Here is a 15,739-nt window from a genome sequence, read left to right as displayed (position 1 = left end):
CGCGGGACCTTCGCGGGACCTTTACGAGGACAGTGTTTCTGTACCTTTTTGCCCGGGTGGCCGGATGAGGGCGTGAGGTGGCCGGATAGGGGCGCGAGCGACGCCACGGGAACCACCGCCCCGGGTTACCTCAGGGGTGCTTCTCGGATCCCATGTCCGGCAGCAGCGGTACGAGCCGGTCCCAGCGGGCGATCCCGCAGCCGTCACGTCGGTCGTACGTGGCGTCGACGGGCCGTCCGGCCCAGGTGCCGGTGACGTGCGCGGTGGCCGGCCCGCCGTACTGCATGGTGCAGAAGCCGCCTTCCGGGGCGGGTGCGAAGACGTCCTTCCCCCACCGCGTGTCCCGCTCCAGGGCGGCGCAGGCTCCGCGCGGGTCGGGATGGCTGCCGCCGTCGGGCCCGCAGTACAGCTCATACGTCCCGTCGACCTCACCGCCCGCGTTCCGCACGGTGACGGTGAGATGGTCCCGGTCCGGGCCCTGGTGGCCACCGAGCCCGGCCGGGGACGGGCCGGGCTGGGCGTACGCGGCCGGGGACACCGCGGCCAGCGCCCCGAAGGCGGCGACGGAGGCGGCGGCCCCGACGACGAGCCGCCGCAGACCGGGACGAGCGATGGTCCGGGAGGTTCGGGAGGCCCGGGAGGCCTGGGACGCGTTTCCGGGGTGACCCCGGCGAATGGCATGCGACATCGACATGACCTGACTAACGCGGCGCGGCCCGGTACGTTGCGCGCCGGTCCGAGGCGCCGCACGACACCACCGCACACCCCACCACCGCACACCCCGGCACACCTCCCGCTACTGCCCGGACAAGGCCTTTGCCCTGCGCCCTTCCCGCCTAGTACCGTGGGGGTCGATTGGTGACAGCACGCTCGACTGTGTCATCATCGGCACGCACCGACTCGCGCTCGCGCGGGAGGATGTGCCTGGAGGCGTCGCCTAGTCCGGTCTATGGCGCCGCACTGCTAATGCGGTTTGGGTCTTAAAGCCCATCGAGGGTTCAAATCCCTCCGCCTCCGCACCTGATCACGAAGCCCCGGTCACCCGACCGGGGCTTCGCTGTCGTCGGCCCCGTCGCCGATGCGCCTCTGAGGTCATTTCCCCAGGTCACAAGGGGTGTGGCAAACGGATTTCACATGGCGGCGGCGGTCATGTAATGTTCTTCCTGTCGCCGCGAGCGAGCCGGAAGGCCCGAGAGCGGCGAAAAAAACAGAACAAGCACTCGTAGCTTAACGGATAGAGCATCTGACTACGGATCAGAAGGTTGCAGGTTCGAATCCTGCCGAGTGCACACAGGTCAAAGGCCCCCTGGGATCATCCCAGGGGGCCTTTGACATCAACGGCTGACATCAACGCGGCCAGAAACGCCGATCACTCCTCAGCGGCCTGCTCCTGCTCGCCGTCTTTCTAGCGTTGGGACTGCCTATCCTCACTGGGCATGCCGGTCTCCACGGCAGTGGAGTTATGCCTCTCTGCTGCGATCATGCGTTGACGTGCAGCATGTTCATCGGTACGGGCGTCGTAGGACATCAGCTTCGGCAGCGAGATGGCGAGCAGGCCGGCGGCGGCCACGCACATGAGGCCGCCCGACCAGACCGAGGTGCGGACGCCGACGAGGGCGGCCATGCCCCCGGCGCGGACCTGGCCCAGTTGAAGGCCCGCGATGGAGAGCATCTCGAAGCCAGCGAGGCGGCCGCGCAGCTCGTCGGGGATCGTCTGGTTCCAGATCGTCCGGCGGAAGATGCCGCTGATCGTGTCGCAGCCGCCCGCAACGGTGAGAAAGAGCAGCACCAGCCAGACGTTGTGCACCAGGCCCGCCATCGTCATGGTGAGGCCGAACGTGGTGGCCGAGAGGATCTGCATACGGCCGTGGTGATGGATGCGGGACGACCAGCCGCTGGTGAGGCTCACCACGAGCGCACCGGCGGGCAGCGCCGCGTACATCAGCCCCAGGGACCAGGGTGCGTCGAGGTCGTCGGCGAGGAAGGGGAAGACCGCGATGGGGAACCCTAGGCCGGTCTGTGCCACGTCGACAGCGTAGGTGCCGAGCAACTCCTTGCGCCTCCACGCGTAGCGTGCGCCGTCCGCGATCGAGCGCAGCGACGGCTTCCCGGCGCCGCGCGCGGCCGGGGACGACCGCAGGCGCAGGCTGAGGGCGACCGAGACGGCGAAGGTGGCGACGTCGATGACGTACGCCCACTGAAGACCTGCGAGGGCGATGAGGAAGCCCGCCAGGGAGGGGCCCGCGATCCAACCGATCTGCCAACGCAGGGCGTTGAGGGCACTGGCTGCGGTGAGCTGGTCGTGCGGGACGACGCGGGGCACCATCGCGTCCAGCGCCGGGCGCTGTAGGCCGCCGAGGGCGCTGCTCAGCGCCGCGACGACGTACAGCGGCCAGACCATGGGGTGGGGAAGCAACGCGTTGGCCAGGAGGGCGACCACCAGCAGGCCGAGTGCCGCCTCCGTGTACACGATCAACTTGCGGCGGTCGAGGGCGTCTGCCAGCGCACCACCGTAGAGCCCAAAGAGGATGAGCGGTATCAGCTCGACTGCGCCGACTGCGCCGACTGCAAGGGGTGAGTCGGTCAGCTCCTTCAGCTGGACGGGCACGGCCACCATGGTCAGGGCGCTGCCGAAGTTCGTGATCAGCCCCGAGCACCACATCAGCCGGAAGTCGCGGGAAGACCGCCAGGGGGCGAGGTCAGGGAGGAAGCGAGGCACGGCACGCGATCCTGGCGGTCTGTGACCGCTAGGGCAACTGCTATTCCGTGGGACCGCGCCCGCCGCGCCCACCTACGTTCCGCAGCCTGGGAAGAATCACCCTGACAGCCTGGGGGCGTACGAGAAGGGCACGCGTGCCCCCTGCGTGCCCGATCGGCCAGCAAGCGACGGGGAACAGCGGGGAACGTCGGACGGCGCCCTACGGATGCGCAGGTCAGCGTCGTGCCTGGTTACGGCACACCCGGTTACGCGATCTTCCAAACTGGTGCTGTACAGCAGCGAAGTACAGCGGCCACAGCAACCGGCCCTGTCCGGTTGAGCACCCACACGGCCGTACCGCGACCAGTGTGACCGCCAGCGACCGATCCACAGAGCTACTGATCAGAAGGTTGCAGGTTCGAATCCTGCCGAGTGCACAGCACGTCAGAGGCCCTGTGGATCACTCCACAGGGCCTCTGGCTTCGGCCTTGACGGCAGTGATTGACGGCAACCGCCTCGGAGGACGGGTGCGGGGTCCGTGCCATCCGGCGAGATCGCGGTCAGTAGCGCCCGCCACGGGCTCCACCGATGATTTCTTGCGAGCTGCAGGGTCAGTACGGCCATGACTGATGTGAACAAGCCGCCGGTCGTCTCCCGCCGGGAGTGGCTGGCCGCAATCGACACCCTGCGCGTCCGGGAGAAGGCGCACACCCGCGAGGGCGACGCGATCGCTGCCGCCCGGCGACGGCTGCCCGTGACCGAGGTGGACCCGTCGGTCCCGCTCATCGGAGGTAAGGGGTATGTCCCCCTGATCGATGTCTTCGAGGGCCGCACCCAGCTGTTCGTGTCGTATCACATGTGGCACGACGGCCGCCCCGCCGCCGACCAGTGTGAGGGCTGCACCTTCTTCACCGGCCAGGTCCGCGAACTGTCCTATCTGCACCAGCGTGACGTCACCTTCGCCGTCTTCTGCCAGGGCCCGTACGAGGAATCCGACCGCTACCGCCGCTTCATGGGCTGGGACATGCCCTGGTACTCCGTGCCCGCCGAGTCGCACGCACGGCTCGTCGACGGCCGCTACTTCGGGATGAAGGCGAGCTACCTCCGCGATGGGGGCCATGTCTACGAGACGTACTGGACCACCGGCCGCGGCGTTGAACCCATGGCGCCGTCCTACGGCATCCTCGACATGACCGTCTACGGGCGGCAGGAGACCTGGGAGGACTCCCCGTCCGGCTGGCCGCAGCCGTACGAGACGCTCGGCCAGCAGTTCCGCAAGGACGGACGGCCGACTGCGCAATGGGCACGGATCGCAGCCGGCCACGACGACGACCTCGACAACGGACAGCCAAGCACGGCCACGGGTGGCTCAGGCTGCTGTTCGTAGACCCAAGCCCGACGGCCTTCGCGGTGGAGCGACGGCCGTCTCGGCGGCGTGGAAGCCTGAATATCCGTGCGAAGAGCCGTCTTCGGTTATGCGTAGAACTTCTCGAATCGCGGTTGGACGGGTACCGGGACATCGGCTGCGCCGCCGTCATCCTCCGACTCATTGGCGTCACCCTCAGGGCGTTCCCGACGCGATCGAAGGCGGAGCGCTGGGAGTCCAGCCGTACGAAGGTGTAGATGTCCATGGTCACGCGGATGGAGCTGTGGCCGAGCACTTCGATGATCATGCGGGCGTCGGCGCCCTGTTCGTGGAGCAGCGAGGCGCAGGTGTGGCGCAGGTCGTGGAAGCGGACCTTACGGACGTCGGCGTGGAGGCAGTGCGCCTCGAAGGAGCGGTTCAGGTTGCGAATCCTGCCGAGTGCACACAACGCCAGAGGTCCCGGATCACTCCGGAGCTTGTGGCGTTTCCCTGGCTCGATGGGCGGTCATCGTCCCCGGCCATTCGGGGGATGCGCGGGTCTCTGCCGACGCCTTCCCGCCCCGCGAGGGCATCCCTTGATGGAAAGAAAGGGAGACATGATGCCGCTCTACCTATCGAGGTTCAGCTACACCCCGGAGACTTGGGCGAGGCTGATCGTCCGCCCGGAGGACCGCGCACTGGCCGCTCAGTCGTACATCGAGTCCGTCGGCGGGAAGCTCCATGGCTTTTGGTATGCCTTCGGCACGCACGACGGCTACAACCTGTGGGAGGCTCCGGACAACGTGTCCATGGCCGCGGTTGCGCTGGCGATCAGCGGGGGCGGCGCGCTGAGTTCGTTCGAGACGACGGTTCTCCTGACCGTCGACGAAACGATCGAGGCCCTGCGCACAGCCGAGCAGGTCCAGTACCGGGCTCCTGGCGCGTAGCGGTCCGATCGGTTACGGCATCCGGGTTGAGGCGTCAGGCTGCGGTACGGCAGAGAAGTACAGCAACCCCCAGCAACCGCCCTGTTCAGCAGCGTCACTCAGAGCCCTCGAAGCGACCGCTGGGACCTCCGGCAACCGATCCACACAGAGCTACTGATCAGAAGGTCGCAGGTTCGAATCCTGCCGAGTGCGCGCAGGTCAGAGGCCTCGGAGAGATCCGGGCCCCTGGCGTTTTCGTGCGTACGCAGTGATGCGCCGTCGCGGCTAGAACTTGCCCGGATGGTTCAGGCGCCGGCCGCGGCTCTCGGCGATGCGGAGGGCATCCCGTAGTGCCTCGGTCAGGCGCTCGGCGAGGTAGCGGAGGTCGCCGGGCTGTGTGTTGGGGAGCAGGGCGAGGGCGTGGTCGACGAGTTGGTTGCCCATGTGGAGCTGGGTCGACTCCGTGACGTCGGCGAGTCGGGAGATCGGTCCGCCGTGGTGGTCGGTGATCAGGTAGCAGTGCTTGCCCTCGGGCCCGGACCAGGGAAGCAGACGGGGTGCGTCCGGCATCAGGCCACCTCCAGCCCGTGAATCCAGTACGGGCCGGGCATGTCCTGGCCCAGCGCGGCCATGGCCAGTTCGCGCCCACGCTCGCGTTGCTCATGAGCGATCAGGTACGGACGTACGGATTTGATCGCTGTGACGTCCAGCGGAGTGTCGTCGGAGGTGTACGGGCTGCGGTGGGGTGAGGTGCTGGGGAAGGGCGACGGGCAGGGCGACGGGCGGGGCGGGTGCCGGCGGTCGGCGGCGTGGTTTCGTGCCAGGTCCCCAGAAGAAGACGGCCGCCCGGGTGGCGAGTCGGTGGATGAGGTCGGTCATGGCACGGATGTCCAAGCATGCGCATGCTAGTGGGGTGATCGAGTTCGTTCCTGACATTCCTCGCTGGCGGCAGGTGGCCGATGTGGTTCGGCGCCGGATCGCGGACGGCACCTACCCTCCGCGTAACCGAGTCCCCTCCGTCGTGCAGCTCACCTCGGAGTTCGGGGTCGCCAACGCGACAGCGCACAAGGTGCTCCGCGCGTTGCGCGAGGAAGGGCTGACGTACACGGAGCCCGGTCTCGGCTCCTTCGTGGCCGAGCAGTCTCAGAAGGCCGGCGCCGAAGACGTGTAGGCAGCGTGGCAGATGCTGAGCGTCGGGTCGATCGGACGGTGCTGCTCTGGGCCGGCGTTCAGTCAGTCCGGCAGTGTTCCTCCAAGTAGTCCGCCGCCAGCGTGCTCGCGCGGGTGAACCAGTCGTTCAGGACCGCGATTTCGTCGGGGGAGTAGTCCGCGAAGAGTTGCGTGAGGCGGGCGTAGTACGGCTCGTAGACCTCTCGGACGCGGGCGACCGCGTCGGGCCGGGCGGCTACGCGGATGCGGCGGCGGTCGGTCGGGTCGGGGCGGCGGGTGATGTAGCCGGCGCGCTCCAGGCGGTTGAGGATGCCGGTGACCGCGCCCGTGGTGACGTGGACTCGGGCTGCCAGGTCGCCGGCCGTGGGCAGGTTCTCGCCGGCCTCGATGACGTAGGCGAAGCAGGTGAGGTCGGTCACACTCAGGCCCACCTGTTGGGCGATCTCGTGCTGTCCGACCAGGTGAGTCGCGATGAGATGGTCCATCGCCGACAGTGCCTGCTCCGGCGTGGCGGCCGGACGCGGCTTGGCTTGCATTCCCAGGTCCCTTAGTTCGTGAGATGTTTGGGCCGTCAAATGCTTAGTGGGTGAGGGGTTCGGGGGACCAGTCTCCATGAGCCCTCGCGGGAGGGGGCAGCACGTGAGCGCACATCAGTATGACCACGGGCACACGGTCGCCGGGTGGGTCGGAACAGGGATCGGGAGTGTCGGGGCCGCTGTGGCGGGGGTGGGGGTCTGTTTCGTTTCGGGTGTGCTGATCGCCGGTGGGCTCGGGATCGGTGTGGTCGGTCTGCTTGTCACCTGGGCGCTGCATCTGGCCGGCTGGGGGAAGGGGCCGGGGATCCGGCCCCGGGACGAGTGGGGCTGGCGGGTGCGGGACTCGGGGGCGCGGGCCGGGCATGACAAGTGCCTCGGGTGCCGGCTGGCCGGGCGGCGGCGGGTGGCGGGTTCGGGCCGTACCGCGGAGGTGGCCGGGGGTGTTTCCGTGCGCGGCGAGGTGAGTGTGGGCGGGGAGGCCGAGGCTGCCGCCGTGGGGGCCGATTCCGGGCGTTGACTCACGCGGGCGCCCGTTGTCAGCGGGCGCCGTTGTCAGTGGTGCCCTCTAGTCTCGACAGAGATGGCACAGGCATGGAAGTGCTCGGGGCTGCGGTGGTCGGCGGACGGTCCCGTGCTGGCGTGGGACGGTGGGCGGCGCAGTGCGCTGACCTGGGGGAAACGGGTCGCCTTCGGGGTCGCCGAAGGGGGCGTGCGGACGTGCGTGGGGGCTCGGGGGCATGCGTGTCCGACGGGGGCGGCCGTGTCGGCGCGGAGTACGGGGGCCCGCTGCGAGGAGTGTGCGCGGCTGGACCGGGCGCACTCCGTGGCCGCCGACACGATCGCGGACGATCCGCGGCCGTATCACGTGTATCTGGCGTGGTTCGGGCCCGGCATGGTCAAGGTCGGGATCACGGCGCAGGAGCGGGGGTCGGCCAGGCTGCTCGAGCAGGGAGCTGTGTGCTTCAGCTGGCTCGGTGTCGGGCCGCTCATGGCCGCGCGGCGTACCGAGGAGTTGTTGCGGGCCGCGCTGGGTGTGCCCGACCGGATTCCATACGTCGAGAAGCGGGCCGTGCGGGCCGTGCTGCCGGAGGCGGCGGCTGACCGGGCCGTCGAGGTCGCCGAGTTGCATGCGCGGGCGGTGGCGCTGGGTGGGTGGCCGGAGTCGCTCGTGCGCGAGCCTCTGCGAGTTGTCGATCATGTGGAGGTGTTCGGGCTCGCCGGGCTGCCCGCCGCCGTCGGGGAGGTGGGGGAGCTCGTCGCCGGTGGCGTCGTGAGCGGGGAGCTCGTGGCCGCTGCCGGGCCCGATCTGCATCTGGCGACCGGGGCGACCGGGGGTGGGGTCGTCGTGCTGGACACGCGGCTGATGAGTGGATGGGGGCTGGTGCCCGCCGGGCGTGCGGAACTGACCGTTCCGGTGAGGGAGTTCAAGGAGGAGGTGGGTGTGCAGGACGGGTTGTTCTGACGCGCCCAGGCCTCATCCCACCGGACCCCGGCATTCCCAGGCGTTCCCTGAGAAGCACCTGTGTGTTTCTCAGGGAAATCACAGGTTCTCGAAAGGGCGCTCTCAGAGCACCCCGACATCGTGTCCACCATGACCACGACCTCGCCCCAGGGGCGCACCGAACTGCTGAGGCCGGACGGGAGCCCCGTCCGAGTGCTCGTGGTGGACGACGAGATGTCGATCACCGAGCTGCTGTCCATGGCCCTGCGCTACGAGGGATGGCAGATCCGGAGTGCCGGTGACGGCACGGGTGCCATCCAGACCGCTCGCGACTTCCGGCCCGACGCCGTCGTCCTTGACATGATGCTGCCCGACATGGACGGGCTGGCCGTGCTCGGGCGGCTGCGTCGTGAGCTGCCCGACGTGCCGGTTCTCTTCCTCACCGCCAAGGACGCCGTGGAGGACCGGATCGCCGGGCTGACGGCAGGTGGAGACGACTACGTCACCAAGCCGTTCAGCCTCGAGGAGGTCGTCGCGCGGCTGCGCGGGCTGATACGCCGGTCCGGTGCCGCCGACCGGCGCTCCGACTCCACGCTGGTCGTCGGCGACCTCACCCTCGACGAGGACAGTCACGAGGTCACCCGGGGCGGTGAGAACATCCACCTGACCGCGACCGAGTTCGAGCTGCTGCGGTTCCTGATGCGCAATCCGCGGCGCGTGCTCAGCAAGGCGCAGATCCTCGACCGGGTGTGGTCGTACGACTTCGGCGGGCAGGCCAACGTCGTCGAGCTGTACATCTCGTATCTGCGGCGGAAGATTGACGCGGGGCGCGAGCCGATGATCCACACCCGGCGTGGTGCCGGTTACCTGATCAAGCCCGCGGCCGCATGAGTGGGCGGCGACGGCCGGGTACGCAGCCAAGGGCGGGCAAGCCGCGCACGCTGCGGACGCGGCTCGTCGTCGCGTCCGTGGTGCTGATCGCCGTGGTGTGTGCGGTGATCGGAACGGTGACGACCCTTGCCCTCAGGTCGCACCTGTACGAGCAGTTGAACGGGCAGGTCGACGAGGCCGGCAAGCGGCTGTCGGGGCCCATGAAACCCGGGCGCGAAGACGACTCCGACTCGATCGACAGGGTCATCGGCTTCGTCGAGGGACCGGCCCAGCCGGAGACCATCGCCGCCGAAGGCGGTGCCGACGGCACGGTCACCCGGGCGTTCATCGCCCGGGCCTCCAACGAGAAGGGCCCCTTCCAGCGGAATTCGGCCGTCAGCCTCACCGACGAGCAGAAGGCCGCCCTCGCCGAGGTGCCGACCAGTGGAATGCACACCGTCGACATACCCGGCCTCGGCGAGTACCGCGTGCAGTACGTCCTCGGGACCGACGGAGGCAGCTACTTCGTCGCCCTGCCCACCGAGTCGGTCACCACCACGATCAACACCCTCATTCTCGTCGAGGTCAGCGTCACCGGCGCCGGCCTCGTCGCCGCCGCCATCGCCGGTTCCGTCCTCATCGGCGTAGCCACCCGCCCCCTCCGCAGAGTCGCCGCCACCGCCACCCGGGTCTCCGAACTCCCCCTGCACACCGGGGAGGTCAACCTCAGCGAGCGTGTCCCCGACTCCGAGACCGACCCGCACACCGAGGTCGGCCAGGTCGGTGCCGCGCTCAACCGGATGCTCGACCACGTCCACGGCGCCCTGCACGCACGGCAGCAGAGCGAGATGCGGGTCAGGCAGTTCGTCGCCGATGCCAGTCACGAGCTGCGGACCCCGCTCGCCTCCATCCGCGGGTACGCCGAGCTGACCAGGCGGGGCAGGCAGGACGTCGGGCCCGACACCCGGCACGCCCTCGGGCGGATCGAGTCCGAGGCCGGGCGTATGACGCTGCTCGTCGAGGATCTGCTGCTGCTCGCCCGGCTGGACGCCGGGCGGCCGTTGCAGTTCGAGCAGACCGACCTCGTACCGCTCGTCGTGGACACCGTCAGTGACGCCCGTGCGGCCGGCCAGGACCACAACTGGCGTCTCGACCTGCCCGACGAGCCCGCGCTCGTGTCGGCGGACGCGGCCCGGCTCCAGCAGGTCCTGGTCAACCTGCTGGGCAACGCCCGCAACCACACCCCGCCCGGTACGACCGTCACCGCCCGCGTCCAGCGGCGCGGCTCCTGGCTGTGCGTGGACGTCGAGGACGACGGGCAGGGCATTCCGGCCGAGTTGCTGCCGCGCGTCTTCGAACGGTTCGCACGCGGCGACTCCGCGCGGACCCGCGCCACCGGCTCGACCGGTCTCGGCCTCGCCATCGTGCAGGCCGTGGCGACCGCGCACGGCGGTGCCGTGACCGTCGACAGCGTGCCCGGGCGGACCGTGTTCACGGTGCACCTGCCCGCGCTGCCGGCCCCGCCGCAGCCGGAAACGAGCCGGCAGCAGCACTCACAGGCACGCCACAGCGTCACCACATGGGCACAACAGGGCGCCTGACGAAAGTCGGTTCCATGCGAACCGACTCTTCTCCCGGCACCCTGCCGGCGCGGGAGCACCTCCCGGCCGCACCAGCCGGTACGCCTGTCCTGGACGTAGTGATCCCCGTCTACAACGAGGAGAAGGACCTCCAGCCGTGCGTCCGCAGACTGCACGATCACCTCGCCCGCACGTTCCCGTACGCGTTCCGCATCACGATCGCGGACAACGCCTCCACGGACGCCACCTTGCAGGTGGCCACGCGGCTGGCGGCGGAGATCCCCGAGGTCACCACCTTCCGCCTGGAGCAGAAGGGCCGCGGCCGGGCCCTGCGGGCCGTCTGGTCGGCCTCGGACGCCCCCGTCCTCGCCTACATGGACGTGGACCTGTCCACCGACCTCAACGCCCTGCTCCCGCTGGTGGCGCCACTGATCTCCGGCCACTCGGACATGGCGATCGGCTCCCGGCTGGCCCGCAGCTCGCGCGTGGTGCGCGGCCCCAAGCGGGAGTTCATCAGCCGGGCCTACAACCTCATCCTGCGCGGCTCGCTGCAGGCTCGCTTCTCGGACGCCCAGTGCGGGTTCAAGGCGATCCGCCGTGACGTGGCGCAGGTGCTGCTGCCCCTGATCGAGGACACCGGCTGGTTCTTCGACACCGAGATGCTGGTGCTCGCCGAGCGCGCGGGGCTGCGTATCCACGAGGTGCCGGTCGACTGGGTCGACGACCCCGACTCGACCGTGCACATCGTCAAGACCGCGACCGACGACCTCAGGGGCGTGTGGCGGGTCGGCAGGGCCCTGGCCACCGGTTCGCTGCCGCTGGACCGGCTCACCCGGCCGTTCGGCGACGACCCGCGCGACCGTGAGATCAAGGACGTACCGCGGGGCCTGGCCCGCCAGTTGGTCGGGTTCTGCGTCGTCGGCGGCCTCTCCACCCTCTTCTACCTGCTCCTCTACAGCGGCTTCCGCGTCTTCACCGGCTCCCAGGCCGCCAACGCGCTCGCCCTGCTGGTCTCGGCGATCGCCAACACCGCCGCGAACCGGCGGCTCACCTTCGGGGTGCGCGGGCGCGGCGGGGCCGTACGGCACCAGGCGCAGGGCCTGGTCGTCTTTGGTATCGGGCTCGCCCTGACCAGCGGCTCGCTCGCCGCGCTGGGCGCGGCCACGTCCGAGCCCGCGCACTCCACCGAGCTGGCGGTCCTCATCGCCGCCAACCTCGCGGCGACCGTGCTGCGCTTCCTGCTCTTCCGGGCGTGGGTGTTCCCGGACCGACACGACAGCGGGACGACGGTCGTCGCCTCGCACCGCACCGACCAGTTCCGCGCCGGTGAAGCCGCGGACGGCACCTGGAGGGACGCCACCGTGCAGCTGCTGCCGGTGCGCCCCCACGACACCGATGCGAGGGACCTGCGATGACCGTCCACTACGACCAGCAGACCACCGACACAGACACGACTCCCGGAACCTGGACCCGCCCCCCGGCACCGACAACAGCGGCACCGGCCCCCGGCGACCCCAAGAGGCCTTTCGCGCACCGGCTCTGGCGCGGCCGGCCCGAGGACCCCCGCTGGGCCCGCCCTGCCCTCCTCGTCCTGCTGCTGGCGACCGCGGTGCTCTACCTCTACAACCTGAGCGCCTCCGGCTACGCCAACTCCTTCTACTCGGCGGCCGTCCAGGCCGGCAGCCAGTCCTGGAAGGCGTTCTTCTTCGGCTCTCTGGACGCGGCCAACGCCATCACCGTCGACAAGCCCCCGGCCGCGCTGTGGCCGATGGCCCTGGCCGTGCGGCTGTTCGGGCTCAGCTCCTGGGCGATCCTGGTCCCCGAGGTACTCATGGGCGTCGGCACGGTGGCCGTCGTCCACGCGGCCGTACGCCGCCGGTTCAGCCCCGCGGCCGGGCTGATCGCGGGCGCGGTGCTCGCACTCACCCCCGTCGCGGCGCTGATGTTCCGCTTCAACAACCCGGACGCGATGCTGGCCCTGCTGATGGCCGTGGCCTGCTACTTCGTCATCCGGGGCCTGGAGGACGGCCGCACCAGGTGGCTGCTGTGGGCCGGTGCCGCGATCGGATTCGCCTTCCTCGCCAAGACGCTCCAGGCCTTCCTGATCCTGCCGCCGCTCGCCCTCGTCCACGGCGTCTGCGCCCCGGTCACGGTGAAGAAGCGGATCGGGCAGCTCGCCGCCGCCCTGGCCGCGATCGTCGTCTCCGGCGGCTGGTGGGTCGCGATCGTCGAGCTGTGGCCCGCGTCCTTGCGTCCGTACATCGGTGGCTCGCAGAACAACAGCTTCCTGGAACTGACCTTCGGCTACAACGGCCTGGGCCGCCTCAACGGCGACGAGACCGGCAGCGTCTCAGGCGGTGGCGGCAACGGCGGTGGCAACTGGGGCGAGACCGGCTGGGACCGCCTGTTCAGCTCCAGCGTCGGCGGCCAGATCTCCTGGCTGATCCCGGCCGCGCTGATCCTGCTCGTCGCGGGCCTCGTGGCCACGGGCAAGGCACGGCGTACGTCGGTGACGCGCGGTTCGTTCCTCGTCTGGGGCGGCGCGCTGATCACGACCATGCTGGTCTTCAGCTACATGCAGGGCATCTTCCACGAGTACTACACGGTGGCCCTCGCCCCCTACATCGCGCCGCTGATCGGCATGGGCTCGGCGCTGCTCTGGGAGAAGCGGGACAAGGCGTGGGCGTCGCTGACCCTGGCGGCGGCGATGACGGCCACCGCGGCCTGGGGCTACGTCCTGCTCAACCGCTCCTCCGACTACCTGCCCTGGCTGAAGTGGCTCGTCCTGGTCGGCGGTCTGACGGCGGCCCTCGGCCTGATCTTCGCCGGCCGGCTGGGGCGGCGCCTGGCCCTGGGAGCGGCCGGACTCGGCCTCGCCGCGGCGCTGGCCGGTCCGGCGGCGTACACGCTCACCACGGTGAACGAGGGGCACACGGGTTCGATCGTCACGGCGGGTCCGGCGGTCGCGGGCGGTCGCGGTGGGCCGGGTGGCGTTGGCGGCCCCGGAGGTGGCGGCTTCCCGGGCGCGGGCCGGAACCAGCAGAACGGCAACGGCAACCCCCAGGGCGGGCAGGGCAACGGCTTCCCCGGCGGCGGTTTCCCGGGCGGTGGCCAGAACCAGCAGGGCCAGAACACCGCCCCCGGCGGCCGGACCGGCGACGGTGGCCGTGCGGGCGGTATGGGTGCCGGCATGGGTGGTCTGCTCAACGGCGCCAGCGTCGGCTCCGAGGCCAAGAAGCTGCTGGAGACCGGCGCCGACCGGTACACCTGGGTCGCGGCGGCCATCGGCGCCCAGAACGCCGCGAGTTACCAGCTGTCCACCGGCGACCCGGTGCTGGCCATCGGCGGCTTCAACGGCACGGACCCGTCCCCGACCCTGGCGCAGTTCAAGAAGTACGTGGAGGAAGGAAAGATCCACTACTTCATCGCGTCCGGCGCGGGCGGCGCCATGGGCGGCAGCAGCGACGGCACGTCCTCCCGGATCACCTCCTGGGTCGAGGCCAACTTCAAGAAGGTCACGGCCGGTTCAGCCACCTTCTACGACCTCACGCAGAAGGCGAGCGGCTGACAGTTCCCCTGACCGGGGGAAGGGCGGTGGCTCTCGGCCACCGCCCTTCCCCGTTGCTCGATTACTCGGTTGTACGGCGTATGGGAACTATTCTACGGTGTACAGCATGACGACGTCCCCACAGGAACAGGCCCCGCCGCAGACGGCGCACGGCGGCCACCCCCAGCGCTGGCTGATCCTCGGTGTCATCTGCCTCGCGCAGCTCACCGTGCTGCTCGACAACACGATCCTGAACGTGGCGATCCCCTCGCTCACCCGGGAGATGGACGCGACGACCGCCGACGTCCAGTGGATGATGAACGCCTACTCACTGGTGCAGTCCGGCCTGCTGCTCACCGCGGGCAACGCCGCCGACCGCTACGGCCGCAAGCTGCTGCTGATGTCGGGCCTGGCGATCTTCGGTGTGGGCTCGCTGGTGGCCGGCCTGTCCCAGAGCCCGGCCCAGCTGATCGCGGCCCGCGCCGGCATGGGCGTCGGCGGGGCGCTGCTGATGACCACGATCCTCGCCGTCGTCGTGCAGATCTTCGACGACAAGGAGCGGGTCAAGGCCATCGCGCTGTGGTCCACGGTCAGTTCGCTCGGTTTCGCGGCCGGGCCGCTGATCGGCGGAGTGATGCTGAACCACTTCTGGTGGGGCGCGATCTTCCTGATCAACATCCCGGTCGCCGTGCTCGGCCTGATCGCGGTCGCCGCGCTCGTCCCGGAGTCCAAGCACAAGGCGGGCGACCGGCCGGACCTGGTCGGCGCGGTGCTGTCGACCATCGGCATGACGGCCGTGGTGTACGCGATCATCACCGGACCCGAGCACGGCTGGACGTCCGGGCAGGTGCTGGTCTCCGCGCTGGTCGGCCTGGTCGTTCTCAGCCTGTTCGTGACGTGGGAGCTGCGGATCGAGCACCCCATGCTGGACATGCACTTCTTCCGCAACCAGAAGTTCGTGGGCGCGGTCGCCGGCGCGATCCTCGTGGCGTTCGGCATGACGGGCTCGCTGTTCCTGCTCACCCAGCACCTCCAGTTCGTGCTCGGCTACGAGCCGCTGGACGCCGGTCTGCGGACGGCGCCGCTGGCGTTGACCGTGGTCGCGCTCAACTTCACCGGGCTCGGAGCGAAACTGGTGCTCAAGGTCGGCACGCCTGCGGCCATCGCACTCGGTATGGCCCTGGTGTCGGCGGGTCTGGCGGCGATCGCGCTGCTCGGCGGGCACGGGTACGGAGGGATGCTGCTCGGCCTGGTCGTGATGGGCGCGGGTGTGGCGTTGTCCATGCCGGCCATGGCCAACGCGATCATGAGCGCGATACCGCCGGAGAAGGCGGGTGTGGGAGCGGGGATCAACGGGACGCTCGCGGAGTTCGGCAACGGCCTCGGAGTGGCGGTCCTCGGTGCCGTGCTCAACTCGCGGTTCGCGTCGTTGGTCGCCGTATCGGCGGCGTCGTTGCCGGCGGCACTCGCGGCAGCGGACTCGGCTGAGGAGAAGGCACGTATCTCCGACGCGTTCGCCTCCGGTCTGGAAACCAGTCAGTTGGTGGGGGCGGTGGCTGTGCTGGTCGGTGGGCTGGTCGCGGCGGCGTTGCTGCGGCGGGCTGAGCGGGCAGAATCCGCCTAGGA

Annotated in this window: 14 protein-coding genes, 2 tRNA genes and 1 pseudogene; 12 read left to right on the top strand and 5 right to left on the bottom strand. The window is 69.8% G+C overall.

Annotated elements, in window-relative coordinates; genetic code table 11:
* Nucleotides 1–130 precede the first annotated feature (130 nt).
* Nucleotides 131–688, bottom strand: coding sequence for an SSI family serine proteinase inhibitor (locus ACIBNA_RS08615; protein ID WP_399164488.1), 558 nt, complete (start codon nucleotides 686–688; stop codon nucleotides 131–133).
* A 238-nt stretch (nucleotides 689–926) separates the two neighbouring features.
* Between ACIBNA_RS08615 and ACIBNA_RS08610 the strand changes: the two genes are divergently transcribed.
* A tRNA-Ser gene (locus ACIBNA_RS08610) sits at nucleotides 927–1,017 on the top strand.
* Between the two features lie 199 nt (nucleotides 1,018–1,216).
* Nucleotides 1,217–1,289, top strand: a tRNA-Arg gene (locus tag ACIBNA_RS08605).
* 116 nt (nucleotides 1,290–1,405) lie between these two features.
* Here ACIBNA_RS08605 and ACIBNA_RS08600 read toward each other — a convergent pair.
* Nucleotides 1,406–2,719 (bottom strand): MFS transporter, encoded by a 1,314-nt coding sequence (locus ACIBNA_RS08600; RefSeq protein WP_399164487.1) that lies wholly within the window; start codon nucleotides 2,717–2,719, stop codon nucleotides 1,406–1,408.
* 601 nt (nucleotides 2,720–3,320) lie between these two features.
* Here ACIBNA_RS08600 and ACIBNA_RS08595 point away from each other — a divergent pair.
* The gene (locus ACIBNA_RS08595) at nucleotides 3,321–4,085 is read left to right on the top strand and encodes a DUF899 family protein (protein WP_399164486.1); all 765 of its coding nucleotides are present in this window, start codon (nucleotides 3,321–3,323) and stop codon (nucleotides 4,083–4,085) included.
* Between the two features lie 289 nt (nucleotides 4,086–4,374).
* Here ACIBNA_RS08595 and ACIBNA_RS08590 read toward each other — a convergent pair.
* Nucleotides 4,375–4,512, bottom strand: a pseudogene (locus tag ACIBNA_RS08590) (hypothetical protein); the annotation flags it as partial.
* A gap of 151 nt (nucleotides 4,513–4,663) precedes the next feature.
* On the opposite strand from ACIBNA_RS08590, the gene ACIBNA_RS08585 reads away from it, so the two are divergent.
* Complete coding sequence (locus tag ACIBNA_RS08585) at nucleotides 4,664–4,990, top strand: GYD domain-containing protein (RefSeq protein WP_399164717.1); 327 nt, start codon at nucleotides 4,664–4,666, stop codon at nucleotides 4,988–4,990.
* A gap of 264 nt (nucleotides 4,991–5,254) precedes the next feature.
* Here ACIBNA_RS08585 and ACIBNA_RS08580 read toward each other — a convergent pair whose 3' ends face one another.
* Nucleotides 5,255–5,539 carry a hypothetical protein gene (locus ACIBNA_RS08580; RefSeq protein WP_399164485.1) on the bottom strand — a complete coding sequence of 95 codons (285 nt, stop codon included), beginning with the start codon at nucleotides 5,537–5,539 and terminating at the stop codon, nucleotides 5,255–5,257.
* 343 nt (nucleotides 5,540–5,882) lie between these two features.
* Here ACIBNA_RS08580 and ACIBNA_RS08575 point away from each other — a divergent pair, with 343 nt between their 5' ends.
* Nucleotides 5,883–6,140: a GntR family transcriptional regulator gene (locus ACIBNA_RS08575; RefSeq protein WP_399164484.1), complete on the top strand. Its 258-nt coding sequence runs from the start codon at nucleotides 5,883–5,885 to the stop codon at nucleotides 6,138–6,140.
* 58 nt (nucleotides 6,141–6,198) lie between these two features.
* Here the strand turns inward: ACIBNA_RS08575 and ACIBNA_RS08570 are convergent, their stop codons facing one another.
* A complete protein-coding gene (locus ACIBNA_RS08570; RefSeq protein WP_399164483.1) occupies nucleotides 6,199–6,675 on the bottom strand; it encodes a MarR family winged helix-turn-helix transcriptional regulator in 477 nt (158 codons plus the stop codon).
* Nucleotides 6,676–6,778: 103 nt separating this feature from the next.
* Here ACIBNA_RS08570 and ACIBNA_RS08565 point away from each other — a divergent pair, with 103 nt between their 5' ends.
* From ACIBNA_RS08565 to ACIBNA_RS08535, 7 genes are all read left to right on the top strand, one after another.
* A complete protein-coding gene (locus ACIBNA_RS08565) occupies nucleotides 6,779–7,192 on the top strand; it encodes an HGxxPAAW family protein (RefSeq protein WP_399164482.1) in 414 nt (137 codons plus the stop codon).
* Between the two features lie 63 nt (nucleotides 7,193–7,255).
* Complete coding sequence (locus tag ACIBNA_RS08560; protein ID WP_399164481.1) at nucleotides 7,256–8,137, top strand: DUF2797 domain-containing protein; 882 nt, start codon at nucleotides 7,256–7,258, stop codon at nucleotides 8,135–8,137.
* A 129-nt stretch (nucleotides 8,138–8,266) separates the two neighbouring features.
* Nucleotides 8,267–9,007, top strand: a complete 741-nt coding sequence (locus ACIBNA_RS08555; protein WP_399164480.1) for a response regulator transcription factor — start codon at nucleotides 8,267–8,269, stop codon at nucleotides 9,005–9,007.
* The gene (locus tag ACIBNA_RS08550; protein ID WP_399164479.1) at nucleotides 9,004–10,587 is read left to right on the top strand and encodes an ATP-binding protein; all 1,584 of its coding nucleotides are present in this window, start codon (nucleotides 9,004–9,006) and stop codon (nucleotides 10,585–10,587) included. Before ACIBNA_RS08555 ends, ACIBNA_RS08550 begins: the two co-directional genes overlap by 4 nt.
* Nucleotides 10,588–10,601: 14 nt before the next feature.
* Nucleotides 10,602–11,981, top strand: coding sequence for a glycosyltransferase (locus tag ACIBNA_RS08545; RefSeq protein ID WP_399164478.1), 1,380 nt, complete (start codon nucleotides 10,602–10,604; stop codon nucleotides 11,979–11,981).
* Nucleotides 11,978–14,134, top strand: a complete 2,157-nt coding sequence (locus ACIBNA_RS08540) for an ArnT family glycosyltransferase (RefSeq protein ID WP_399164477.1) — start codon at nucleotides 11,978–11,980, stop codon at nucleotides 14,132–14,134. The genes ACIBNA_RS08545 and ACIBNA_RS08540 overlap by 4 nt, the downstream gene beginning before the upstream one ends.
* 106 nt (nucleotides 14,135–14,240) lie before the next feature.
* Nucleotides 14,241–15,737 carry an MFS transporter gene (locus ACIBNA_RS08535; protein ID WP_399164476.1) on the top strand — a complete coding sequence of 499 codons (1,497 nt, stop codon included), beginning with the start codon at nucleotides 14,241–14,243 and terminating at the stop codon, nucleotides 15,735–15,737.
* The last annotated feature ends 2 nt before the right edge of the window (nucleotides 15,738–15,739 follow it).

This window comes from Streptomyces sp. NPDC050164 (assembly GCF_044459945.1).
Lineage (GTDB): Bacteria > Actinomycetota > Actinomycetes > Streptomycetales > Streptomycetaceae > Streptomyces > Streptomyces coeruleorubidus_A.
The sequence above is the reverse complement of the archived record's forward strand: the minus strand, read 5'-3'. Positions and strand labels throughout refer to the sequence as shown.

What these genes read in the sequence shown, in the direction of transcription:
- ACIBNA_RS08550 (WP_399164479.1), top strand. Translation starts at nt 9,004, where the DNA reads ATGAGTGGGCGGCGACGGCCGGGTACGCAGCCAAGGGCGGGCAAGCCG.
- ACIBNA_RS08570 (WP_399164483.1), bottom strand. Translation starts at nt 6,675, where the DNA reads ATGCAAGCCAAGCCGCGTCCGGCCGCCACGCCGGAGCAGGCACTGTCG.
- ACIBNA_RS08540 (WP_399164477.1), top strand. Translation starts at nt 11,978, where the DNA reads ATGACCGTCCACTACGACCAGCAGACCACCGACACAGACACGACTCCC.
- ACIBNA_RS08615 (WP_399164488.1), bottom strand. Translation starts at nt 688, where the DNA reads ATGTCGCATGCCATTCGCCGGGGTCACCCCGGAAACGCGTCCCAGGCC.
- ACIBNA_RS08555 (WP_399164480.1), top strand. Translation starts at nt 8,267, where the DNA reads ATGACCACGACCTCGCCCCAGGGGCGCACCGAACTGCTGAGGCCGGAC.
- ACIBNA_RS08585 (WP_399164717.1), top strand. Translation starts at nt 4,664, where the DNA reads ATGCCGCTCTACCTATCGAGGTTCAGCTACACCCCGGAGACTTGGGCG.
- ACIBNA_RS08595 (WP_399164486.1), top strand. Translation starts at nt 3,321, where the DNA reads ATGACTGATGTGAACAAGCCGCCGGTCGTCTCCCGCCGGGAGTGGCTG.
- ACIBNA_RS08545 (WP_399164478.1), top strand. Translation starts at nt 10,602, where the DNA reads ATGCGAACCGACTCTTCTCCCGGCACCCTGCCGGCGCGGGAGCACCTC.
- ACIBNA_RS08560 (WP_399164481.1), top strand. Translation starts at nt 7,256, where the DNA reads ATGGCACAGGCATGGAAGTGCTCGGGGCTGCGGTGGTCGGCGGACGGT.
- ACIBNA_RS08535 (WP_399164476.1), top strand. Translation starts at nt 14,241, where the DNA reads ATGACGACGTCCCCACAGGAACAGGCCCCGCCGCAGACGGCGCACGGC.
- ACIBNA_RS08580 (WP_399164485.1), bottom strand. Translation starts at nt 5,539, where the DNA reads ATGCCGGACGCACCCCGTCTGCTTCCCTGGTCCGGGCCCGAGGGCAAG.